This is a genomic window from Paenibacillus sp. JNUCC 34, assembly GCF_058269055.1.
The window spans coordinates 5,436,025-5,460,382 of record NZ_CM177770.1; the positions used below are offsets into that span (position 1 = coordinate 5,436,025).

The window sequence follows — 24,358 nt, forward strand, 5'->3', positions numbered from 1 at the left end:
CTTTTCAATTACCCATAGGGGTATAATAAAATATACAGAAAGGGGTGTCAACCCTTCCGGTATTAGCGGCTTTTTACCAACAAGTTCACTGCCTGGAGGACAAGCTCCTCAGTATTGTGTCCGTTCTCTTCCGCAGTACGTACACATTCCACAAGGTTCGAACTGACAACGACACCGATGGTCCGGTCAATCGCTGTCCGTGCAGCAGAGAGCTGGGTGATTACTTCCTTACAATCCTTGTCCTCTTCCATCATTTTCAAAATGCCGCGAAGCTGTCCTTCAATGCGCTTCACCCGATTTTTCATTTGATCATTATAATCCAACGTCTTTCCCTCCTGTCCACTCGATTATATATTGTTTGTCCTAAATTTCATTATATAACACATGTCTATAATATATACCCCTGCGGGTATAAAGTAAAGTTTGTTTCCGTTTAAATATTTGTCACTTTCTTTTTTAGCCATTTATGTTATCATACCCCCATGGGTATAATAATTCATAAACATAACTGGAGGGATTCATAATGGGTAAAAAAATCGTTATTGTCGGTGGTGTTGCGGGTGGAGCATCTGCCGCAGCCCGTCTGCGTAGATTGGACGAGGATTCAACGATTGTCATGGTTGAGCGCGGAGAACATATTTCTTTTGCCAACTGTGGGCTTCCTTACTATATCGGAGAAAGTATTAAAGAACGCGGCAAGCTAATGGTACAGACCGTAGAGGGTATGAGTAAAAGATTCAATCTCGACATTCGCAATCTCAGCGAGGTCGTGTCCATTCAGCGCGAAGATAAAACGGTATCGATCAAAAATCTGACGACTGGTGAAGTCAGTAAGGAAAGTTATGATCATCTGATTCTGTCTCCCGGATCCAAGCCGATCGTACCGAACATTCCGGGATTGGATGAGGCCGTAGACGTCTTCACCCTTCGCAATATTCCCGATACGGACCGGATCAAGCAGTTTGTGGACGTGCGGAAACCGGCTCAAGCGGTTGTGGTTGGGGGCGGATTTATCGGTCTGGAAATGGCAGAAAATTTGGCTGATCGCGGCATCAAGGTGACAATCATCGAGATGGCTAACCAGGTCATGGCGCCTCTGGATTATGAAATGGCTTCTATCGTCCATACTCATTTGAAGGAAAAAGGGGTTACCCTTATTCTTGAAGACGGTGTTAAAGCGCTAGCTGATCACGGTAAAACGATTGAATTGTCCAGCGGAACGAAAGTGTCTACCGATATGATCATATTGTCCATCGGTGTTCGCCCTGAGAATGGTCTGGCACTGGATGCAGGGTTGGATGTAGGAGAGCGCGGCGGTATTAAAGTCAATGAAACTATGCAGACCAATGACGTGAGCATCTATGCCATCGGTGACGCAGTGGAAGTGTCCGATTATATTCACCAGAGTCCAGCAATGATTCCACTGGCTGGCCCTGCTAACCGCCAAGGACGCATGGTGGTGGATCATATTTACGGAAAGAACGTATCCTACAAAGGAACGCTCGGCACTTCTATCGCGAAAGTGTTCGATCTCACAGTAGCTGCTACCGGCAGCAACGAAAAAAGACTCAAGCAGCTGGGTGTGCCTTACCAAGCAGTTCATATTCATCCAAGCTCTCATGCAAGCTACTACCCTGGGGCGTATCCTATCTCCCTGAAGCTGCTCTTCAACCCGGACAACGGCCAGATTTATGGAGCACAAGCGGTTGGTAAAGACGGTGTCGACAAGCGGATTGATGTGATCGCTACTGCAATCAAAGGTAAGCTGGACGTATTTGATCTGACTGAACTGGAACTGTCCTATGCCCCTCCTTATTCTTCTGCCAAAGATCCGGTTAACTACGCGGGTTACGTGGCATCAAATATGATGGAAGGCCGTGTTGAGACAGTTCAGTGGCATGAAATCGATGAGCTGGTAAAGGGCGGCGTAACCCTGATCGATGTCCGCGAGCCCGGGGAACAAAAAGCTGGCTATATTGAAGGCTCCATCAATATTCCGCTGAACGATCTTCGCAGTCGTCTGGAGGAACTTCCGAAAGATGAAACGTTGTACGTATCCTGCCAAGTCGGACTTCGCGGATATCTGGCGTCCCGCATTTTGGCCGAGAATGGATTCAGCGTGAAAAATCTCGATGGCGGCTGGAAAACCTATGCTTCCGTGTTCCGGCAGTAAAAATTTTATCGGTGTGGGTTCATACGTCATCATTCAGTCACTTGTATCCCGCAAAAACCCATGGTATATTTTTATTAAACTTATAATTTAAAGGCAATGTTATCTTTTAAAAGGTACAACCTCGGCTAATACTTAGTCCTGGGTGTACCTTTTTTTAATTTAAAGGAGGACTTTTACATGTTCTTGGAAGCTATTTATCATCGTCCGCGCAAAAACTGGTCTTATGCTTATGATGGCCGCACGGTCCATCTTCGCATCCGCACGAAAAAAGACGACATCACCGAAGTTTACGCTCTAGCTGGAGATAAATATTTGTGGGATCAAACGATGGAATACATACCGATGGTCAAGCTCTCTTCTGATGAGATGTTTGACTATTGGGAGGGTGAAGCCCAGCCACCATACCGCCGCCTAAAATACGGTTTCCTGCTCCAGAGTGGACGGGAGAAGCGCTGGATGACGGAATATGGTTTCCTTGAGGAGCCACCAGCCAATCCAGACCGCCTGTTTGAATATCCATTCATCAATCCGGTGGATGTGTTTACAACGCCAGATTGGGTAAAGGACGCTGTATTCTATCAGATTTTCCCTGAACGTTTTGCGAACGGCGATCCGAGCAATGATCCTAAAGGCACTCTGCCATGGGGCAGCACAGACCCGACACCAAGCAACTTCTTCGGCGGAGATATTCAAGGTGTCATCGACCACCTGGACCATCTAATCGAGCTTGGCATCAACGCTATTTATTTCACACCGCTGTTCACTGCTACTACGAATCACAAGTACGATACTGAGGATTACATGGAAATTGATCCGCAGTTTGGTGACAAGGATACACTGAAAAAGCTTGTGGATTTATGTCATGAACGTGGAATTCGTGTTGTTTTGGATGCTGTATTTAACCACTCCGGCAGAACTTTTGCTCCGTTCGTGGATGTTCAAAAGAATGGCGAGAAATCCAAATATAAAGACTGGTTTTATGTTCGCTCACTTCCGCTTGAGGTGATTGATGGAATTCCGACATACGACACTTTTGCGTTCGAACCTCTTATGCCGAAGCTGAATACGGAAAATCCGGAAGTGAAACAATATTTATTGAAAATGGCGGAATATTGGATCAAAGAAACGGGCATCGACGGATGGCGTCTCGATGTGGCGAATGAGGTTGGCCACCAATTCTGGCGTGAGTTCCGTCAGGTTGTTAAAAAAGCGAACCCCGATGCTTATATTCTGGGTGAAGTGTGGCATGAATCCTCCATCTGGCTGGAAGGTGACCAATTCGATGCGGTTATGAACTATCCGTTTACCAACGCGGTGCTTGACTTCTTCATTAACCGCACGGTGGATGCTGAGAAATTCTCATTTATGCTCGGCAAGCAGCTGGCAGGATATCCACGCCAAGCCAGTGAAGTAGCCTTCAACCTGTTAGACAGCCACGATACGGCTCGATTACTGACACTTGCGAATGGCGACAAGCGTCTGATGAAACTCGCATCACTGTTCCAATTCACCTACTCCGGAACCCCTTGCATTTACTATGGTGATGAAATCGGAATGGACGGCGGACATGATCCGGGCTGCCGCAAGTGTATGGAATGGGATGAAGACAAGCAGGACAAAGAACTGTTCACCTTCTACCAGATGATCATCAAATTGCGCAAAGAGCATACCGCTCTCCGCACCGGGACGTTCAAGTTCCTGACTGCAGAGAATCAGGGTGGAAAACTGGCTTACTTGCGCGAGGACGGTAACGAAAGTATCGTTGTACTCATGAACAATGATAAAGTTGCTCAGTCGATTACAATACCCGTTCAAGATAAAGAATGGAGCAATCTCTGGAACGGAGATTCCGTTCAGGCCGTGAAGGGACAGCTTACGGTTAAGCTGCCGGCTTACGGATTTGCACTGCTCAAGGCAGTTCAATAACAAGCTAATCACTAAATTCTATAAATAATTAAGGGGAGCACATATTAAGCACGTTAAATATGGGCTTCCCTGAGTCTCGGTTTTGGTGATTCAAAAAGGGGGTGTCCCAGGTCAATAGACCTTTTGGGACACCCCCTTCGTGTCAACCAGAGATTACTGGTTGGCCTTTTTTTCTAAACGATACCAATTTACGACATCGCCCTCTACACTTCCTTACGCTGGAAGTAGACAAACCCTGCGATAAAGAAGACCAGAAATCCGCCAAGCACGACGAGCATCAACCTATCAAAAGGTACGGCGAAGGCTCCGAAGCCGGTTTGACCCGACGGGACCATCGCCAGCAGCGGCTGGGTCCACGGATAATACGGACCATAAGTTTCTGAGTTCACCACCAGCATATTCGGAATCGTGAATACAACATTCAGTGCTAGCGGTGCTGCAAAGCTGCTCCAGGCTGTGGATACAGCCAGCTGAAGTGCCGCCAAAGGCAGGCAGGCTGCCCAGCCGCCAAGCAAGCTTGTCGCTATCATGTCCCATGGTAAGGGCTCCTTAATGCCGTGGAACAATCCTGTGACAAGAACAGCCCCCAGAAACAGCAACTGTGTAGCAGCCAGCATAAGACCAACGATGGAAAACTTAGCGAAATATACGGCTCCGCGTGAAATCGGCATGACAAGCAGCTGCTTCCAGCCGCCGCCAGAATGCTCATATCGGCAGACCATCGCTCCTAACACCCCGGTCAGTATCGGAAGAAACAGCAGAGCATGCATACTGGTCATTGTACCAACTATGACATGCCAAGGTATCTGCTCTCCGGGATCTCCATTAAGAATCCCGATCAGAAGGGCAAGCGCCGGGCTCAGAATGATCTGTAGCCATAGGACAGGGCTGGACAATTTCAACCATTCGGAAGATAAAGCTCGAAAGTAGGACGCCATATTAGTTCACATCCCTTCGATTGAAATGAATCAGTCCGGCCAGTGTAATAACGGCACCGAGCAGAAGACCAGCGCTGATCACCTTGGTCTGTCCAGGACCAATGTATGCCATCAGAGGCCACTTCAGAGGCATCCAGTCAGGAAACTTGAGGGCGAACATAGAGATAACCGAAGCTGTAACCCCAAAACTAACAGCTATCCCCTGATTTTTCGTGGTCAGTGATAACCACAACTGCAGAGCAAGCAGAGGAATTGCCCCCATTAACGGAGTAAAGCCGAGTCGTATAATATCCCCGTATGGTATGTTTTTCATGTCCATTCCTAAGGCAAATCCAAGTACAGTTGTCCCGATACTCAGCAAAAAACAAGACACGCACAAGACTAATAACACCATCACAAATTTAGCACTGAACACAGCGGTTCGTGTGATTGGCAGTGCAAGCAGCTGCTTCCATGAACTGAGCTGATTCTCGACATTCGCCACAAGTGAACTCACCAGCGCTATCCCAAGGATAATGGCGATGGGCACAAACATTAAAATGCTCTCAATCAATCCGCCCCAAGGATCAGCTGCGTATGATTTCATCAAGTAGTCGTACCGAAGTCCAAAATTCAGAGCCTGCATGGCAATAAGTCCAATCGGGGCGATGAAGGCAAGAAGCCAGATGCCTTTACCGCGAATTTTCAGGAAATCGGCGGACAGCGCACGCCCCATCATTGTACGCTCCCCTTTCCGACGATTTCCATGAAGATATCCTCCAGCGACTTTCGCTTCTCTTCAACACGGTAAACCGCATGTTGATTCTCGACCAACCGTTTCACGAGTATAGCGACCTTGTCATCCTGCATAGGTTCCAGCTCAAGCACTTGACCCTGAAGCTTCCCATCACATCCCATATCCAACGCCAAGCCTAAAGCAAACTCTGGCTCAGATACGGACAAGCGGAATCCACTCGAAGATTGGGACACCAGATTCTCGATCGTATCCTGAAACACCATCTGCCCCTCTCGAATAATCCCTACCCTACTTGCCATCTGTTCCACTTCACTAAGCAGGTGGCTTGAGACCAGCACAGTAATCCCATGCTGCTTCGGCATATTCTTAATCAACTCACGGATTTCTTGAATGCCTGAAGGATCAAGTCCGTTTGTCGGCTCATCCAAGATCAGCAGCTCCGGATTTCCAAGCAGGGCAGCTGCGATACCAAGCCGCTGCTTCATACCGAGGGAATATCCCTTCACCGGACGCTTCGCTTCCTTGGTCAAACCTACAATATCAAGAACTTCAGATATCCGGGATTTCGGGCATCCGATAATCCGCCTTAATGCCTCCAAATTATCAACCGCCGTCAAATGCCCATAATACGATGGATACTCCACCAGAGAACCTGTGCGGCGCAAAATATTCATTTTTTCTTTCGTTAAATCCTTGCCGAACAGATGAATCGATCCCCGGGTCGGCTTAATCAGCCCAAGCAGCATCCGAATCGTTGTTGTCTTCCCTGCTCCATTCGGTCCCAGAAATCCGTAAATATCGCCTTTTACAATTTCAAGATTCAAATTATCGACGGCCGCGCGATTGCGGTACGTTTTGTATAACCCTTTTGTTTGAATGACTAATTCACTCACGATCATCACCTCGGAATTAACTTTAAACCCCGAAGGTTAAATCCAGGTCGTCCTTCAGTTTAAAAAAAGTTTAAATTTTGCGCGATAGCGTGAATGACGTCCCCTCAGCAGAGGATTGAACATGAACATCAATTCCCATCTCTTTGGTTAAGAAATCTACAACAGCCAGTCCAATCCCGGCTCCTTTATCAAACGATCCTCCGCCCATACCTGGACCTTTGTCGGACACGATGAGAGCCATGCCTTTACCGGGCAGCTCCTTCGTATAAATGCCGATATATTGCCCAGACTTCGCATGCCGGACCACATTTTGAAACAGATTGTCCAAAATACGCTTGAACCACAGCACATCAATCGGCCAAATTACCGGCTTATCCTGAACATCGATATCTGCCTCGATTCCTTCTTTTTCCCACAACGGATACCAGGCTGCCGCACTCTCGCGCACCAAACGAAGTACATCACACGGCTCCGGATTCAATTGAGCACGTCCGCTTGTAAGCAAGTTGTATGACAGCAGGTTATCGATCAGACCACCCAAATCACCGATCTTCGATTCCATCAGTGCCAGCGATTCTTTTCCCGTATCACTTAGCGGTTCGTTCCCCATGGAAAAGATATGACTCCGTATCACGGTCAACGGCGTCCGCAAATCATGCGACAGATTGGCAATGAGCGATTTCCGCAGCTCCTCTTCTTCCTTCTCGCGCTGACGCCCCTTCTCCAGCTGGTCCACCATATGGTTATAAGCCTCTTCCAGCTGACCGATTTCATCTGGCTTATTAAGCTGGATCTGGTCTGGAATTCCCGTCTCTCCCGGGGAAGTCATGGCATCACGTAGATGCAACAGCCGTTTGCGGATACGCACAAAAAACATCCATGATATGAGAATAAACATAATGAACATCGTTAGCATAAATAAAATATAAGTCGCCGTTCTACTACCTACCATATCCGGTTGACTAATATAGCTTCGGGGTAGCTGCATCACCATAAAGCCCTGTCCTCCATCTTCTTTATCACCGATAAACGCGACGGTTGTGAATGGATCATTGCCGACAGACTTTTTCATGAATTGTACAGTATATTCCGCATTCCACTGCTCCGGAATCTCTTGTTCACCGGGAAGCTTAAGCCGAGTCCGGTTGCTGGCGTCTACCCAGAACATTGAAGTTTCAGAATATTCCTGCCTAATTTCCCGAAGACGTTCGTTGATCCGCTCGGGAGATTGACCGCCGAGGTTCGCCGCTTCCTGATGCCACATTTTCTCCAAAACCTCTCCATTGGCGTACTTTCCGGGAGGAGCCGACTGATGATCCAACACGGTATCATTTACAAACCAAAAAAATACCGAGGCCAGCGGGAACATGATCGGCATAAAAATCATCGCAATCAAAATAATGAGCAAATACCGAGAGGTTAACGAGTTGCGGAACCTTCCCTTCTTCCTCCCTTTATTTCGCCATTTCATACTCTCACCCGGTAACCAAGCCCTCGAACCGTCTCAATAATTTCCGGTGATGCGGGATCTTTCTCCAACTTCTCGCGCAAATAACGGATATGAACCATCAGCGTTTTGTCCCCTTCGATATAGGACTCTCCCCACACCGCTTCATAAATTTGCTCCTTCGTCATCACCCTGCCCTGATGCCGGAACAAATACATAAAGATCTGAAACTGCTTGCCTGTCAACATAATCTCCTCGTCTGTCTCTTGATTCACAATCCTGTTCTCATCCTCATATACGGTTAGATGCTTAAGCACCACCGGCTCCGCAGAATTTACAACAGAACGGCGAAGCAGAACCTCTATTCTTGCCACCAATTCATCGGGGTGAAATGGCTTCGTCAAGTAATCATCTGCGAACTGCAGTCCTTCAAGCTTATCGTCAATCGACGTACGGGCCGACAGCATCAAAATCGGCATACCGGGGTACGCCCGTTTGAGACGTTGGCCAACTGTGAAACCGTCAAGTCCGGGCAGCATGACATCCAAAATCGCCAGACTGCACGATGAAGCCGACTCCACTGCCTTTTCTCCACCCGTAAGCCAGACGACACCGTAACCTTTATCCTTCAAAAAACCGTTTACCCATTCACCGATTTCCCGGTCATCCTCAATATATAACAGAGTTGCGCTCACAACAGCTCTTCCTTTCTATTCCATTTCATCTATTCTATGTTTTGCATTATAACATGTTGGAGAAAAAGTGCCTGTGCCCAGCCCTGAACAAAACAGATTGAAATGTTGTCCATTATGACAAATAATGAAGCTGATTACCGCAAAACAGCTCGCATTCTTTTTCCACCGTTATTTCATCCATCCGATCTTAAAGCTTAGCGGATCAATGAAAGTCGTTGATTCAGAGCACTTGGCCTATACCGTTATCCAAAGTAACCGGGAGGATGAAATCGGAAGGCTCATCCTGGCAACGAGGCTCCAATGAGAACGGAAACGGACTTCTACGAGAGTTTTTCCCTAAAGGTCATGACTTCGCTCAGGTCACTGATGAAGAATTGGCCGAAGCTATCCGTTTCATTAATAATCGTCCTCGTAAATGTCTAGGCTGGATGTCCGAGCACGAAGCTTTCATGGGTGAACTGTCCTCTGTACCAAGAGACATATACCCTAATCCAATTTTACTAACCATTAGATCAGATGAACCTAATCGATTATGCTTCATAGATTGAACAATTCCTTTCTTATTTAACATGAATACATTAACTTATACAGTACGGAGAGCTTATTGTAGAAAAAAAAGTACCCTAAGCAGAAAATCTACTTTGGGTACAGTCTCAAAAAGACTAGTATTTATCTTTAGCTATGATGTAAACGTCTCTTTCTAAAAATCAACAGCGCAGCCCCCATAATAATGAAGGAAATACCAGCCAGTTGAAGAAGCAGTTGGCTTTCTTCTCCTGTTTTTGGTAGTACTTTAGCAGATGCTTCTGGTTTTCCTGGTGTTTCTGGTTTTCCTGGTTTTTCTGGTGTTTCTGGTTTTTCTGTATCGGGTTTAGTTCCGCCCGCTGGTACTTCTTCTGGATCAATCTCGTAGAGGATTTCTTCCGGGACATTTTCAGTTTGCGGTTCGTCCTCTGGCTCAACCCCCCCCAGTGGTACATCTTCTGGATCAAGTACAACCGTGTTATCTACGGGATCTACTGGATCTATCGGATACACAGGAAACACTGGATCTACAGGATACACTGGATACACTGGATCTACAGGATCTACTGGATCTACAGGGTCTACAGGGTCTACAGGATCTACAGGGTCCACAGGATCTACAGGATCCACAGGATCTACTGGGTCTACAGGATCAACCGGATCTACTGGATCTACAGGATCAACCGGATCTACTGGATCCACAGGATCTACTGGATCTACAGGATCCACAGGATCTACTGGATCTACTGGATCTACTGGATCTACTGGGTCTACAGGATCTACTGGATCCACAGGGTCTACTGGATCCACAGGATCTACTGGATCCACAGGATCTACTGGATCTACTGGATCTACTGGATCCACAGGATCTACTGGATCTACTGGATCTACTGGATCTACTGGATCTACCGGATCTACCGGATCCACAGGATCTACTGGATCTACTGGATCTACTGGATCTACTGGATCTACTGGATCTACTGGATCTACCGGATCTACCGGATCCACAGGATCTACGGGATCTACTGGATCTACTGGATCTACCGGATCTACCGGATCTACTGGATCTTTCTTGTAAACATAAGTGACGTTTTGTTCTTCGTCAGTGAAAGTACCAGTAGCGTTATCAGGGATTGAAACTAAGGTATACCCTGGAACGTCTTTTTTCACTGACGTGTATTCTTCACCAATCTTACCTGTTAAAATTTCTGGTGTGGCAATGGCGGTGCCGTCTTCATCAACGTAAGTTACGTTTACAGGTTGGCTTACGAGGTCCTTTTTGTAAACATAAGTGACGTTTTGTTCTTGGTCAGTGAAAGTACCTGAAGCGTTATCAGGGATTGAAACTAAGGTATACTCTGGAACGTCTTTTTTCACTGACGTGTACTCTTCACCAATCTCACCTGTTAAAATTTCTGGTGTGGCTATGGCAGTGCCGTCTTCATCAACGTATGTTACGTTTACAGGTTGGCTTACGAGCTTTTTGTAAACATAAGTGACGTTTTGTTCTTTGCCGGTGAAAGTACCAGAAGCGTTATCAGGGATTGAAACTAAGGTATACCCTGGAACGTCTTTTTTCACTGACGTGTACTCTTCACCAATCTCACCTGTTAAAATTTCTGGTGTGGCAATGACGGTGCCGTCTTCATCAACGTATGTTACGTTTACAGGTTGGCTTACGAGGTCCTTTTTGTAAACATAAGTGACGTTTTGTTCTTTGTCAGTGAAAGTACCTGAAGCGTTATCAGGGATTGAAACTAAGGTATACTCTGGAACGTCTTTTTTCACTGACGTGTACTCTTCACCAATCTCACCTGTTAAAATTTCTGGTGTGGCAATGACGGTGCCGTCTTCATCAACGTATGTTACGTTTACAGGTTGGCTTACGAGGTCCTTTTTGTAAACATAAGTGACGTTTTGTTCTTTGTCAGTGAAAGTACCTGAAGCGTTATCAGGGATTGAAACTAAGGTATACTCTGGAACGTCTTTTTTCACTGACGTGTACTCTTCACCAATCTCACCTGTTAAAATTTCTGGTGTGGCAATGGCGGTGCCTTCTTCATCAACGTATGTTACGTTTACAGGTTGACTTACGAGCTTTTTGTAAACATAAATGACGTTTTGTTCTTTGTCAGTGAATGTACCAGAAGCGTTATCAGGGATTGAAACTAAGGTATACCCTGGAACGTCTTTTTTCACTGACGTGTACTCTTCACCAATCTTACCTGTTAAAATTTCTGGTGTGGCAATGACGATGCCGTCTTCATCAACGTATGTTACGTTTACAGGTTGGCTTATGCCAGGTGATGTAGGACATTTTGCGTTAAAATCAGATATCTCGATAGATATTACATTGTCAGGTAAATTTGAGTTATTCTTGTCGAACGATCCCCAAATGTATACAAAAGAACTTGGATCAAGATCAACTTGTCCATTAATTGAACCTGTGGCGTATATCGCTGATCCTGAACTTAAAGTTGTTATGGGTGCAGTCAAACTCCCCCTTACACACATCCGTGAATTGTTAGAAATCTCAACTTCATTGTTTGTTTGAACCCCTAATTCTGCAATCATGTAAGAATCGTTGTCTAACTTCAAATACTCTCGCGGGTTTAAGGAACCTCTAAAATAGAGCGCTGAGTTATCTTTTATTTCTATACCTTTACTTATGGTAGATCCCTTAATCGTAATTGTAGAATTAAGCACTTTAACATAATCTGACTTAAAACCGTTTGATTCGCAACGAACACTGTCGTATAAAGGACCATCTTCGCAAAATTCGTCACCCGCAGATTGTAAAGTATAGATTGCCTGACTTACTGTTTCATCATCGTTTGCGCTAGCAATAATAGTTGATGGCCATCCATTAGAAGCAATCAGTAAAGCTATTAATAGGATGGTTAGTTTCTGGAACCACTTTTTCATTTGATTAAAAAACCTCACTTCAAATTTTTCATAAATATTTGTGCGTGATGACTGATTTTCGAATCGCTAAAGCTAATCCTTTTCAAATACATAATTAATAAACTATTAGACTATTTCCTGGCTCGGATGAAACAATCACCTCCTAAAATGGATGTTCAAAATCTATAATGTTTATCGATTTATTCAAAAGAAGACCATCACCTCCTAAAAACCATCATCCGCTTGTACGCCGAACGCTTCAAAATTGAATGCACGTTCCGCGAAATGAAGCAGGTGATCGGCGGATTCAGCTACCATTTTTGGAGTAAGTCTATGCCAAAGCTGAATCGCTACCTGAAAAAGGAAGAGACCCCTCCACTAGAGCTCATCACTGAGGAAAAAGATAAACAAAATATTCGATTTGTCTCCGAAGCGACGGTGATGACTTATTTACGCAGGTCTATTTTTCACTTGTTTGCTTGTCATCCCCATTTATCGATAACATGAATTATTCGCTCACTGTCCAGTAACACATATACATGTCAAAAAAACTGACTTATTGTATATTTCTAATGCTATTGAGCCAAGTCAATGTTTATCAAATCAAATATACGCGATCAAACTGAACATTTTCTGAATATTTAACTAAAAAAACCGCCCATCTCCTTACTGGAGATCAGACGGTTTCAAAGTATATGTCACATTCAATATTGTTTTTTAATCGAATAATCGCGCTTATCTTTAATCATATCTGGTTTTTCGCTACCCTTTGACTTAATGGAGTCATATGTTGTATCGATGGTTACCCATTTACTCGATTCTTGGAGATAAACCTCGTTCCAGGCATGATATTGTTCGACATCATTCTTGCTCCCCATGAGCAGCTTAGTTGGAATGCCCTCACTTCGAAGCATAGCCGCGAACAAAGCTGAAAAATCATAACATATTCCTTGCTTTTCTTCCAAAGTCTTGTCTATAGAAGGGATATATTCATTAGGAAGATTGCTCGCTTTCTTATAATCATAGCTAATGTTGTTTATAATATAGTTGTAAATTGCTGCAACCTTGTCTTTGTCTTGTTTTAGATTTTTCGTCAATTCACGAGCTTTGGTTATCGCTTTCATATCCTCATTCCAATAAATCATCTGAATCGGCTGCAAATATACTTGTTCTTTACTTGAAGCTTTTAGAATGACATCTTTGTTTTCTAACATCTTATACTTATTTCCTGTAACGTTCTCCAAAATGGATACCGTATATTTCCCATCTCCAAGTTGCAAGGGAAAACGGTTGTTTGAAGTCAAGCTATATACATATTGCTGGTTTCCTTTGCTGATCGTAACCTTGATTTTTGCATCATTCGGAGCCTGGTAAGATACACTCACGATTCCATCGTTTAATTCTCCCATATTTATATAGGAATTCGAAGTACTGCCTAAAGCAATAGTTGGAGCGGACAATAAACAAACAATAAGCAAAATAAATGCCAATTGACGTTTAAACATAAAAAACTCCCCTTTCGGTAACTGGCTGCCATCTTAATAAATAAGGAAGGCCCTGTAGCTTTGCGTCTCTAATTTTCATTAGATTTGCCATTATCGGTGGAAAGCACCTGATATGTATTTTATTTTCCTATATAGTAGCATAGCTTGTCCCGTTTGTGTAAGCTTAAATGTCAAATTAGGGCCTGTCTTCAAACTATGAAACTAGCATCATAGGTGGTAAAACCCGACTTCGATAATGTGATGATGATGCGACGATTGTTCGCGTTCATCAACATGGAACCGGAACAAAAGGAGACAGCAATTTCAGGCAATCGCCGCTCCAGAGGCGGATTAACAACCAAAATCCCACAGGCCCTAGCTGTACGTTCCATGATTTCAAGGGAGGCCTAGACGGTGAGCCCATTGACTATATTTTCACCATGACGGATATCGAAATGATTGAAACCCATATACATCGCGATCAGATCGACGGTGCCTGTCCTTCTGATCATTATGCCATTTCCGTCATCTTAAAACCTGTGGTTTCTTAAAAGTATACAAGGAATCTATATTTGATTTAGACAGAACGATTTATTTAGGCTCTCATGTCATTAAAAGCGCTGTCGATACGGTAAACAATCTTCTAGGTAATGAAAAAAATGGTTCTGTTCTATGCGAACAAAACCATTGATCAAGAGATCATAGAACGGTTAGTTATCGGGGCAAGTTTCTTTGAGTTCGTATCTCATACTAATACTAGATATAGGCGGTGGGATCAGGCCGGGCAGGAACGTAACGCATCTTGGTCGAGGGTGCTATTTCCCACGGCTTAGGCGCTCTAGTTATCAACCGAAGCCCCAAGCTCTTCGTGGGGAGAGGGTTTGCTGGACGGTTTTGCGCACTTCTTGTACACTGTCGATCACGTAACCATGTACATGAAAACGATCGGCGATGCGGATGGCAGATGGAAAGCACTCGCGAATCCAGGTGTGGTAAGCTTGCGCCAGATCCATCACCACCGCTTTTGGCTTCAGCATTAGAAACTGCCGATGCTCGTTGGTATACGTGCACAGATCATCCAGTTTCCGCCCTGGCAACAGATCCAGCATGCTTTCTCCTTTAAGGTTGTGAATGCCGGTATTGTAGGTATGGCCTTTCTTGATGGCGAAGTCATCAATCCCCAATACCAAATCGTTTGCTTCTTGTGCTTCGTCCCAGGCTTGACCGGTAAGCTGCTGGCAAAGCATCGGCACGGCCTTGTTATGCATGTCCTGTGCCGTGCTGATCGGCATTTGTTGCATCCGGGCACTATGGGCGGCAGTTGCACCAAGGGCATGTTCCACAGCGCGGGAACGAAAAAGATGGCTGTAACGCTGCTTAGGGCCGACGAAATCATACGCCCATACAAATCCGATTCTACAATCCACGCAGTACATTCGGATGCTGGGTACGCATAAGTAGGTTTTCTTCTCAAATACGTGAAGATGCCGGACTGTCCGCATTTCATTGCGTCCTTTGCGAATGACCGCTTGATCTGACTTGCAGCCTGGGCAATTTTGCTTAGAAGCGACAGGTACGGCCTCAATGTGAAGTTCTTCACCCCCGATAAACAGGATTTGGCTGATCGTAAGTTCTGGTAAATTGAGCATTTGATTGATATACCGGATTTGCATCTGTCTATTCCTCTTTTGTTGTTGGGTAGGACTTTCAACAATACAGGATTGCAGATGTTTTTCCATTTTTATACCCAGATTATCCAGTCAAGCACTGATTTCTGTTTTGAGCCTTTATTCTAGTCTAAAACAACTAACAAAATGGGAATTCCTCCGTTCTACATGAATAGCCTTAGGCCTTCCAAAAGGCTCTATTTCACATGATTATATCTAGCAATTCGCCCTCATTATGGCTCTCACAACAGAAATGAAAGCCTAAAGACATATGTAGAACCATGCCTTACGATGTAAAATAGTTCTATCTTCACCACCAAATTACGACTTTAATCTACGATATTTTTAAAAGCTACTTTCAGCCTATACAATATTTACTAATAATTGGGTAACATGGTTATATACTCTGTTCACTCCATCAAGGAAGCAAACACAAGTTCTGAAAGAGTTGGCACCTTGACTTTGACTATCATGTATTGTTTCACCAATAAAAAATGAATTAAGGAGAAAAAGAATGACAACACAACGTTTTGGTCTTCACCTGTTTTCCAAGACAACAGCACTCATGGTAGGTTTTTCAGTTATTTTATTAGGCTTTGCATTTTCACTAGCATTTGCTCAAACTGCTTCGGCTCACGGGTATATTGAGTCACCAGAGAGCCGTGCTTACATGTGTAAGCAAGGCGAGAATACGAAATGTGGTTCCGTTCAATATGAACCACAAAGTATTGAAGCGATTGGTAACTTCCCGACAACAGGTCCTGTTGACGGACAACTTGCAAGCGGCGGTATTTTCAAAGATCTTGATGAGCAAAAATCAGATCGTTGGAAAAAAGTAACCCTTCAAACAGGTCTTAACACGTTTACATGGAAATTAACTGCACCTCATGCTACAAATAACTGGAAATATTACATTACAAAAGCAAACTGGGATCCAAATAAACCAATCGGTCGCGATGATATCGAGCTTTTCTGCTCATTTGATGACAAAGGTGCAAAACCAAACCCTTCGACATCGCATCAATGTAACATCCCTGCTGATCGTACAGGATATCATCTTATCCTAGGCGTATGGGATATTGCAGATACTCCGATGGCTTTCTATCAAGTTATCGATGCAAACATTGTGAGCAATGGTACAGCACAAGGACCGACAGTGCCTGCAAATGTTAGCTCGACGAACAAAACAGCTACAAGCGTAACACTAACGTGGACAGCTTCTACAGCTCCAGCTGGCATTGCACAATATGAAATTTACCGTAACGGCAGTCTTGTTGGAACTTCCAAAACAAATTCCTATGTAGATCAAGGATTAAAAGCGAACACAGCTTACGTGTATACGCTAAGATCCGTTGACCTAGCAGGCGAAAAATCACAAGCCTCTCCAGCTGTAACTGTTACAACATCCGCAGAAAATGGCGGTGGAAATGGTAGTACTGAGCCAGAATGGATCGCAACAAAAGCTTATGTTGGTGGAGCAAAAGTATCATATAACGGTGCTTCCTATGAAGCTAAATGGTGGACACAAAATGAAATCCCTGGTAAAGCACAAGTATGGAAGCTAATTAGTGATGCAGGTCAAGGCAATACAGGACCTACAGCACCAACAGGCGTTCATTCAATGAAAACGACATCCACTAGCGTTTCACTCATGTGGGCAGATTCTACAGCATCAACGGGAATTACACAGTATGAAATCTATTCTAATAATATTCTGATTGGAACGTCGAAAACAACAACCTATGAAGCAATTGGGCTTTCAGCCAACACATCTTATGTATTTACTGTAAAAGCTATTGATGGTGCTGGAATTAAATCGCAAGCTTCATCCGCTTTTACTGTGAAGACCTCAACTGATAGTGGAACAGGCGGAAACGAAGGAAATAATAATCCAGAGTGGGATGCAAAAAAAGCTTATATCGGTGGAGCGAAAGTACAATATAACGGCGCTTCCTATGAAGCTAAATGGTGGACACAAAATGAAGTCCCTGGCAACACACAAGTATGGAAGTTAGTCAGTGATGCAGGTCAAGGGCCTACAGGACCAACAGACGGAAACGAAGGAAATACTTATTCAGAGTGGGACGCAAAAAAAGCTTATATTGGTGGAGAAAAAGTACAATATAAAGGCGTTTCCTATGAAGCTAAATGGTGGACACAAAATGAAATCCCTGGCAACACACAAGTATGGAAACAAATCTAATATAGCCGCATAAAAAAAGATGCCTTAAGGTCAAAATGACCTTAGGCATCTTTTTTGTTCACCTTGCCGGTAACTATATCACTGCAACAACGATGTACCTTCATGCAATTTTTACGCTATACGTTATTTTTCACCTTACTGCCGCACGATCCCGCTTCTGGGCTTCGTCTCGTTTTATTAATTTGTTTACTTCTTATTGTCCGCAAGCAGCATCAATATCCGTTCCATGTTCAAGGCGAACGCTACAACTAATACCATGCTTTTTCAACGTGTCATAGAACACATCCAATGAGTCCTGTTCGCTTCTCTGATATTGCTCATACTATTCCAAAACAACCGTCGTATATGGCGGCAGAGTAAGCTTACTTCCGTTCAAAGCGGCTGCATCCCCCGTCGTTTTCGAAAGCATGGAGAAGGCTGGCTGGCCGCTCTTCGCCGCCAAATCGACCGTTTTCTCAACATCAGACAGGTTATGGACGACAAGCGCCTGTTTTTCCTTCGTGCGCCTTACATAGGCCATCACCTGTTCGTCGCCAGATGTAAACGTATTAATCGTTCCGTTCCGCAGAGCTGGCATTTCATTGCGCCACTGAATCAGTGTGCGGTAGCGGGACAACAATGAATCCGGATCTTCCAGCTGCTGCTCCACACCCTGAGTACGGTCACCCTTGTTATATTTCAACGCTTCCCAGGTCGTTTGACCCTGATCGCTGCCCGTATTCGACCAGATCATCGGCTCCCGAATCTGCTCATCGGGTTTACCTCCCTGCATTCCAATTTCCTCGCCGTAATATATAAACGGATTTCCCGGCATCGTCAGAAGAATACCTGCCGTCATTTTGGCCTGATCCACGTTGTTGTTCAGCTGCGTCATGACTCGGTTCTGATCGTGGTTCGTTAAAAATACAGCATCTGTGAACGCCCCATTGGACACTTTGCTGAACAAGTTGTACGTACGTTCCAGAGTAAAGGCTAGATTATTGTCCTTTCCGTTCTGAACGGCACTGATCATCTTCTCTCCCAGACCGAAGTTAAAGCCTGAGTCAAACGCTTTATCGAGATACGGAGCGATAGAGCTGACCGCATTCTCCCATACCTCGCCAACGATATATGCATCGGGATTGATCTCGTTCATGCTGCTCCGGAATTCCTGCCACCAAGCGACATTTTTAGCTGTTGTTGCTTCGGATTTATCGGAAGCCAGATCCTCATAAATATGCTTTGCTGCATCCAGTCGAAATCCGTCGACTCCCTGCTCTAGCCAAAATTTCCCGATATCCTTCATTTCCTCTCGAACATCCGGGTTGTCAAAGTTCAAGTCGGGCATGCCGCCCCAGAAAGTGCCCATATAGTGAGCGCCGTTCTTCTCATGCCACGGATTTCCGCTCCCGGCGGCACTGGAACCGGACGGCTCCTTTCCCTGATCCTCTGCCCACAGGTACCAATCCCGCTTAGCAGACTCCTTATCCGAAGCAGCCTCTACAAACCACGGATGCTCCGTGCTGGAATGATTCACGACCAAATCCATGATCACTTTAATTCCACGTTTGTCGGCCTCCGCCAACAGGTTTTTGAAATCCTCCATCGTTCCGTAATCCGGATGAATCTCGCGGTAGTCCGTTACGTCATACCCGTGGTACGAAGGCGATGGATTAATAGGCATAAGCCAGATCCCCGTCACACCAAGATCATCTGTCGTTTCAGGATTCCCGTCATTCAGATAATCCAGCTTCTCTATCACACCATTCAAATCGCCGATCCCATCACCGTCAGAATCGTAAAACGAACGGACAAAAATTTCGTAATAAACATCCGAAGGCTGCTCGTCAACTTCCCCCTGCGCAATGACTGTCCCTTCCTTCTCCTTCGACTGTACCGGTGCCGGTTCCGTGATAGGATCTGGAGTCTCCCTAGCTTCAAGCTTTTCTCCACTGCCACAACCGGACAACAGTCCACCAAGGAGCGCAGCACTTGCAAGCCAAGCTGTCATTTTTCGTATATGTACTTTTTTTGAACTCTTCATAATCATCTCCCTTTCCATCGTCATCAATCTCAAATCCCAACACTACACAGAATAAATGCAAACGTTTGATCAATTCTGACTTCGAAACAAGGAATACAACGGTTATAATTGTAATAAGCGCCAGTAAACGGTGTTCAATCATCTATGTATCCGTTTTCTTATTTATTCCATCATAACTCATGCAGCTCCTTTGTTAAATCGTTTGCACGAGTCCAAATTTAGCGGTTTTTAGCTTTTTAACAGCGATAACAAAAGCATTTCTCCGCTTTTCTAACGTTGCCTTCATTTTTTGAGAAGTTTGTGAATTTGTACTCCTACTGTCTTCGGTACGTATTTACAAGGCTCCTGTTTAGAGATAAGATAACAGTGTGAAACCGTTTAAAAGACTCTAGTTTATTGGCATTTCTGACAAGTAAAACATTTCATTTCTTGAATTTTTCAAAAAAAAGCAAACGGTTCCACTGGAGGTTTTTTATGGCTGTAACAATAAAAGATGTCGCAAAAAAAGCGGGCGTATCCCCCTCCACTGTGTCCAGGGTTCTCTCCAATCATCCCAGAATCAGTCGAGAGACTTCACGTAAGGTCAAGGAAATCATGGAGGAAATGGGTTACCACCCCAATATAATGGCTAAGAGCCTCGTCTCAAAAACGACCGAAAGCATCTGTGTCATTCTTCCTAAACCGGCTGAAGAATTGTTCCTTAACCTGTTTTTTATGGAATTGATCCGGGGGATTGTTACCCAAGCGAATCGATCGGGCTATGACGTGCTCATCAGCTCCGGTGGTAATGAGAAGGAAGAAGTCGAAGCTGTATCGCGCCTGCTTAACGGGCGACGCGTAGACGGAGCCATTTTGCTGTATTCACGGCAGGATGATCCTGTAGTAGAGTTTCTGAAGTCTCACAATTACCCTTTCGTGCTCGTGGGGAGAAGCGATAAATATCCTGATCTGCTGTCCGTGGATACCGACAACGTGCAGGCCGCATACGATGCAACCAAACATCTCATTTCTCTCGGCCATGAACGAGTCGGTTTTGTCAGTGGCCCGCCCAATCTGGTCGTATCGCAAGACCGGATGAAGGGATATGCTCAGGCTCTGGGTGATTCGGGACTTGAAATGCGCAAGGAGTGGATTGTGGAAGGCGAGTTTTTACAGGACAGCGGGTACCGTGCCATGTCCTTCTTTATGAATCTGCCGGAACGCCCAACTGCTCTTGTTATTGTGGACGATATCGTATCGTTCGGAGTGCTCCGCGGCTTACACGAATTGGGATACAAAGTGCCTGAAGACGTGTCAATTATTAGCTTTAACAACATTTCAATTACTGAATTATCAACGCCGCCGCTAAGCAGTGTGGATATTGGTATTTACAATCTAGGATATACCGCCTCACAAGCGCTGATTCAAAGCATCCGCCATGATGGCGATACCGTGCTGCCGAACCGTTATATTATTCCGCACCGGTTAATGATACGTGAATCTTCTATGTATTCCAGGCCCAAGTAGGAACAACACGGTAATTAAATAAAAGAAGCATGTCATGTGCTTCCTTTATTTTTTCAACTTAGTACAAACGTTTGCACTTAAATAGGAGGAGCCCTTATGACTACGATTAATGCCTGTTTGTTTGATCTGGACGGTGTTCTTGTAGACACTGCCAAATACCACTTTATCGCTTGGAAGCAGCTCGCTGAAGAGCTGGGCTTTACGTTCACGGAAGAGGATAACGAACGTTTGAAAGGCGTCAGCCGCATGGCTTCTCTGGATATTCTGCTTGAAATCGGCGGAGTGAAGCTGGATGAGGAAACCAAGCTTGAGCTAGCTTCGAAGAAAAATACCTGGTATGTCGATTATATTTCTAAAATGGACGCCTCTGAAATTTTGCCGGGCGCACTTGAATTCGTGAAGGAGCTGAAGTCTCAGGGCATCAAGGTTGCGCTTGGATCCGCCAGCAAAAATGCGATGCTCATTCTGAATAATACAGGACTCACGCCGTATTTTGATGCCATTATCGACGGCACCAAAACGCAAAGCGCGAAGCCTGATCCAGAGGTATTCCTCCTTGGCGCTCAGGAGCTCGGGGTAACAGCAGCCGAGTGCGTTGTATTCGAGGATGCAGAAGCCGGTGTTGAAGCCGCCATCCGTGCCGGTATGCGAAGTGTAGGCATTGGTTCACCGCAGACACTGGGACGCGCCAATCTGGTCGTACCCTCTCTGGCAGATTTCTCGTTTAACAGCCTAAAGGAACTGTAGGGTAGCGGCGATTTACGCGCATAGCCTCCCGTTTCAAAGGGCATAATTCATATATTTTTCCAGCATTATTACCTAAACACAAAGGAGCCGGTAATTATGAAGCAATATTTAAAACTTGATGAATGGTCAATTATTGAAGAAGGATTCGATCCGCATAACCATGAAATTTCTGAGAGTGTTTTTAGTATCGGTAATGGCTTTATGGGCCAGCGTGCTAACTTTGAAGAACAGTACAGCGGAACTTCCCTGCAAGGCAGCTACATGGCTGGTGTTTATTATCCAGATAAAACACGTGTAGGCTGGTGGAAGAACGGATATCCCGAATATTTTGCCAAGGTGCTTAACAGCACCAACTGGATCGGCATTGATGTTGACGTTAATGGCATATCGCTGGATTTGGCGAAATGCACCGTGAAAGATTTTGTACGCGTGCTTAATATGAAAGAAGGCTATCTGTCCCGTAGCTTTACAGCGGTCATGGAAGACGGCAAGGAACTGAAGATTGAAGCCATTCGTTTCGTCAGCATTGTCCGTCATGAGATCGGAAGCATCCGCTACTCTGTAACACCTCTGAATTTCTCAGGTGAGCTTATCTTCACACCATACCTCGACGGAGATGTGAAGAATAAAGACTCTAACTATGACGAGAAGTTTTGGCTGGAGGTGTTCAAGGAAGCTGGTCAAGGTACCGCAGCATTAACGATTAAAACTAAGAAGCTCGACTTCCATGTCACCTCAGCTATGTTCTACGAGATTTCGAAAAACGGTGAGAAGCTGAATCTGGATGCCGAGATCATTGAACGGGAAAAATTCGCCGGAAACCGGGTATCCGTTCAAGCTAATGAAGGCGAAGTAGTATCACTCTATAAATATGTCGCAAACGTCACTTCCCGCAACCATGGTCTTGGCCAGTTGGTCGAGGCTGCCCGCGAGGTGTTAAATACAGCCGTACAGGCAGGATTCAATGAACTGCTTCGCGAACAAGCGACTGCTTGGGGCGACAAATGGAAAGAAAGTGACATCGTCATCGAAGGTGACGTTGCCGCACAACAGGCGATCCGCTTTAATATTTTTCAGCTCAACCAAACGTACAGCGGTGAGGATGACCGTCTGAACATCGGGCCGAAAGGATTCACAGGCGAGAAATACGGCGGCAGCACTTACTGGGATACAGAAGCCTATTGCCTTCCGTTCTACTTGAGCACAGCGGACTCCAGCATCTCCCGCAACCTGCTCATTTACCGTTACAAACATCTGGAGAAGGCAAAGGAAAACGCGAAGAAGCTCGGATTCACCAAAGGCGCATTGTATCCGATGGTGACGATGAACGGCGAGGAATGCCACAACGAGTGGGAAATCACGTTTGAAGAAATTCACCGTAACGGAGCTATTGCCTATGCCATTTATAACTATGTTAATTACACCGGTGACTTCGCTTACCTCGGTCAATACGGTCTTGAAGTGCTTGCGGAAATTTCTCGCTTCTGGGAACAGCGTGTTAACTACGTTCCTGCCAAGGACCAGTATGTAATGCTTGGTGTGACTGGCCCGAACGAGTACGAGAACAACGTCAACAACAACTGGTACACGAACCGGATCGCTTGCTGGACGATGGAATATACACTGGATGTGTTGAACTATCTGGAGCAGAACGAGCCAGAGCGTTATACGGAGCTAGTTGGCAAGTTGAATCTTCAGGAAGAAGAAACGACGAAATGGCAGGACATTATTAATAAAATGTACTATCCGGTTGACACAGAGCGCGGCGTCTTCCTGCAGCAGGACGGCTTCCTCGACAAGGAGCTTGTGCCGGTTAAGGATTTGGATCCTAAACATCTCCCGCTGAACCAAAACTGGTCATGGGACCGCATCCTACGTTCGGTTTACATTAAACAAGCAGACGTTCTGCAAGGATTGTTCTTCCTGGGTGACCGTTATGATCTGGACACTAAGAAACGCAACTTTGATTTCTATGAGCCGTTCACCGTGCATGAGTCCTCTCTCTCCCCTTGTGTGCATTCCATTCTCGCCTGCGAGTTGGGATATCAGGAGAAAGCGTACGAAATGTATCTTCGGACCTCAAGGCTCGATCTGGACAACTACAACAATGATACGGAAGACGGCTGCCATACGACCAGCATGGCCGGTACATGGATGTCTGTCATTCATGGCTTCGGCGGTCTGCGCGTTAAAGACGGCGTGCTTCACCTGAATCCGTTCATCCCGGGTCACTGGACCTCCTTCTCCTTCAAGGTTATGTTCCGGGGCTCCCGCTTGAAGGTGAACGTTACAGACAAGGAAATTATCGTCTTGAACGAGACCGATATTCCAGCTGCTATCAGTCTGAACGGCAAAGAGCACACCATCAGCGGTATGGGTGACGTAAAAGTGGCCAGATAATTAGCTTTACAAAATGAAGTCTGACGGGTATAAGAAAGCGGGTACTGTCCTCAAGGACGGTACCCGTTTTTTACTTTGGTGGAATATCCGG

General features: G+C 45.2%; 15 protein-coding genes, 3 pseudogenes and 1 riboswitch. Of the genes and pseudogenes, 7 read left to right on the forward strand and 11 right to left on the reverse strand.

Annotation, left to right across the window (positions count from 1 at the left end):
• Positions 1 to 62 precede the first annotated feature (62 nt).
• Complete coding sequence (locus AC2TF5_RS25205) at positions 63 to 323, reverse strand: metal-sensitive transcriptional regulator (protein ID WP_208916051.1); 261 nt, start codon at positions 321 to 323, stop codon at positions 63 to 65.
• A 200-nt stretch (positions 324 to 523) separates the two neighbouring features.
• On the opposite strand from AC2TF5_RS25205, the gene AC2TF5_RS25210 reads away from it, so the two are divergent.
• Both AC2TF5_RS25210 and AC2TF5_RS25215 read left to right on the forward strand, forming a co-directional pair.
• A complete protein-coding gene (locus tag AC2TF5_RS25210) occupies positions 524 to 2,173 on the forward strand; it encodes a CoA-disulfide reductase (RefSeq protein WP_491299823.1) in 1,650 nt (549 codons plus the stop codon).
• A 177-nt stretch (positions 2,174 to 2,350) separates the two neighbouring features.
• The gene (locus tag AC2TF5_RS25215; RefSeq protein ID WP_491299824.1) at positions 2,351 to 4,099 is read left to right on the forward strand and encodes an alpha-glycosidase; all 1,749 of its coding nucleotides are present in this window, start codon (positions 2,351 to 2,353) and stop codon (positions 4,097 to 4,099) included.
• A gap of 203 nt (positions 4,100 to 4,302) precedes the next feature.
• Here AC2TF5_RS25215 and AC2TF5_RS25220 read toward each other — a convergent pair whose 3' ends face one another.
• The 5 genes from AC2TF5_RS25220 to AC2TF5_RS25240 all read right to left on the reverse strand — a co-directional run bounded on the left by AC2TF5_RS25220 (position 4,303) and on the right by AC2TF5_RS25240 (position 8,808).
• Entirely contained in the window at positions 4,303 to 5,037 is a 735-nt protein-coding gene (locus AC2TF5_RS25220) for an ABC transporter permease (protein ID WP_491299825.1), read from the reverse strand.
• 1 nt (position 5,038) lies between these two features.
• Positions 5,039 to 5,755 carry an ABC transporter permease gene (locus AC2TF5_RS25225; RefSeq protein ID WP_491299826.1) on the reverse strand — a complete coding sequence of 239 codons (717 nt, stop codon included), beginning with the start codon at positions 5,753 to 5,755 and terminating at the stop codon, positions 5,039 to 5,041.
• Positions 5,752 to 6,666: an ABC transporter ATP-binding protein gene (locus tag AC2TF5_RS25230; protein WP_491299827.1), complete on the reverse strand. Its 915-nt coding sequence runs from the start codon at positions 6,664 to 6,666 to the stop codon at positions 5,752 to 5,754. The genes AC2TF5_RS25225 and AC2TF5_RS25230 overlap by 4 nt, the downstream gene beginning before the upstream one ends.
• 70 nt (positions 6,667 to 6,736) lie before the next feature.
• The gene (locus AC2TF5_RS25235) at positions 6,737 to 8,137 is read right to left on the reverse strand and encodes a sensor histidine kinase (protein ID WP_491299828.1); all 1,401 of its coding nucleotides are present in this window, start codon (positions 8,135 to 8,137) and stop codon (positions 6,737 to 6,739) included.
• Positions 8,134 to 8,808, reverse strand: a complete 675-nt coding sequence (locus AC2TF5_RS25240; RefSeq protein ID WP_491299829.1) for a response regulator transcription factor — start codon at positions 8,806 to 8,808, stop codon at positions 8,134 to 8,136. Before AC2TF5_RS25240 ends, AC2TF5_RS25235 begins: the two co-directional genes overlap by 4 nt.
• A 278-nt stretch (positions 8,809 to 9,086) precedes the next feature.
• Between AC2TF5_RS25240 and AC2TF5_RS25245 the strand changes: the two are divergent.
• Positions 9,087 to 9,272: pseudogene (locus AC2TF5_RS25245) on the forward strand (transposase); the annotation flags it as partial.
• 211 nt (positions 9,273 to 9,483) lie between these two features.
• Here the strand turns inward: AC2TF5_RS25245 and AC2TF5_RS25250 are convergent.
• From AC2TF5_RS25250 to AC2TF5_RS25260, 3 genes and pseudogenes are all read right to left on the reverse strand, one after another.
• Positions 9,484 to 12,258 (reverse strand): MucBP domain-containing protein, encoded by a 2,775-nt coding sequence (locus AC2TF5_RS25250; protein ID WP_491299830.1) that lies wholly within the window; start codon positions 12,256 to 12,258, stop codon positions 9,484 to 9,486.
• Positions 12,259 to 12,941: 683 nt separating this feature from the next.
• On the reverse strand, positions 12,942 to 13,742 hold the full coding sequence (locus tag AC2TF5_RS25255; RefSeq protein WP_491299831.1) for a transglutaminase domain-containing protein: 801 nt from the start codon (positions 13,740 to 13,742) through the stop codon (positions 12,942 to 12,944).
• A 13-nt stretch (positions 13,743 to 13,755) separates the two neighbouring features.
• Positions 13,756 to 13,841, reverse strand: a riboswitch (cyclic di-GMP riboswitch).
• Positions 13,842 to 14,587: 746 nt separating this feature from the next.
• Positions 14,588 to 15,394: pseudogene (locus AC2TF5_RS25260) on the reverse strand (transposase); the annotation flags it as partial.
• Between the two features lie 508 nt (positions 15,395 to 15,902).
• On the opposite strand from AC2TF5_RS25260, the gene AC2TF5_RS25265 reads away from it, so the two are divergent.
• On the forward strand, positions 15,903 to 17,591 hold the full coding sequence (locus AC2TF5_RS25265) for a lytic polysaccharide monooxygenase (RefSeq protein WP_491299832.1): 1,689 nt from the start codon (positions 15,903 to 15,905) through the stop codon (positions 17,589 to 17,591).
• A 116-nt stretch (positions 17,592 to 17,707) separates the two neighbouring features.
• On the opposite strand, the pseudogene AC2TF5_RS25270 reads toward AC2TF5_RS25265, so the two are convergent.
• Both AC2TF5_RS25270 and AC2TF5_RS25275 read right to left on the reverse strand, forming a co-directional pair.
• A pseudogene (locus tag AC2TF5_RS25270) lies at positions 17,708 to 17,913 on the reverse strand (hypothetical protein); the annotation flags it as partial.
• Positions 17,914 to 19,614, reverse strand: coding sequence for an alpha-amylase family glycosyl hydrolase (locus AC2TF5_RS25275; RefSeq protein WP_491299833.1), 1,701 nt, complete (start codon positions 19,612 to 19,614; stop codon positions 17,914 to 17,916).
• Between the two features lie 474 nt (positions 19,615 to 20,088).
• Between AC2TF5_RS25275 and AC2TF5_RS25280 the strand changes: the two genes are divergently transcribed.
• The 3 genes from AC2TF5_RS25280 to AC2TF5_RS25290 all read left to right on the forward strand — a co-directional run bounded on the left by AC2TF5_RS25280 (position 20,089) and on the right by AC2TF5_RS25290 (position 24,267).
• Positions 20,089 to 21,120: a LacI family DNA-binding transcriptional regulator gene (locus AC2TF5_RS25280; protein ID WP_491299834.1), complete on the forward strand. Its 1,032-nt coding sequence runs from the start codon at positions 20,089 to 20,091 to the stop codon at positions 21,118 to 21,120.
• Between the two features lie 96 nt (positions 21,121 to 21,216).
• A complete protein-coding gene (gene pgmB, locus AC2TF5_RS25285; protein WP_491299835.1) occupies positions 21,217 to 21,867 on the forward strand; it encodes a beta-phosphoglucomutase in 651 nt (216 codons plus the stop codon).
• A gap of 96 nt (positions 21,868 to 21,963) precedes the next feature.
• Positions 21,964 to 24,267 (forward strand): glycoside hydrolase family 65 protein, encoded by a 2,304-nt coding sequence (locus AC2TF5_RS25290; protein WP_491299836.1) that lies wholly within the window; start codon positions 21,964 to 21,966, stop codon positions 24,265 to 24,267.
• The last annotated feature ends 91 nt before the right edge of the window (positions 24,268 to 24,358 follow it).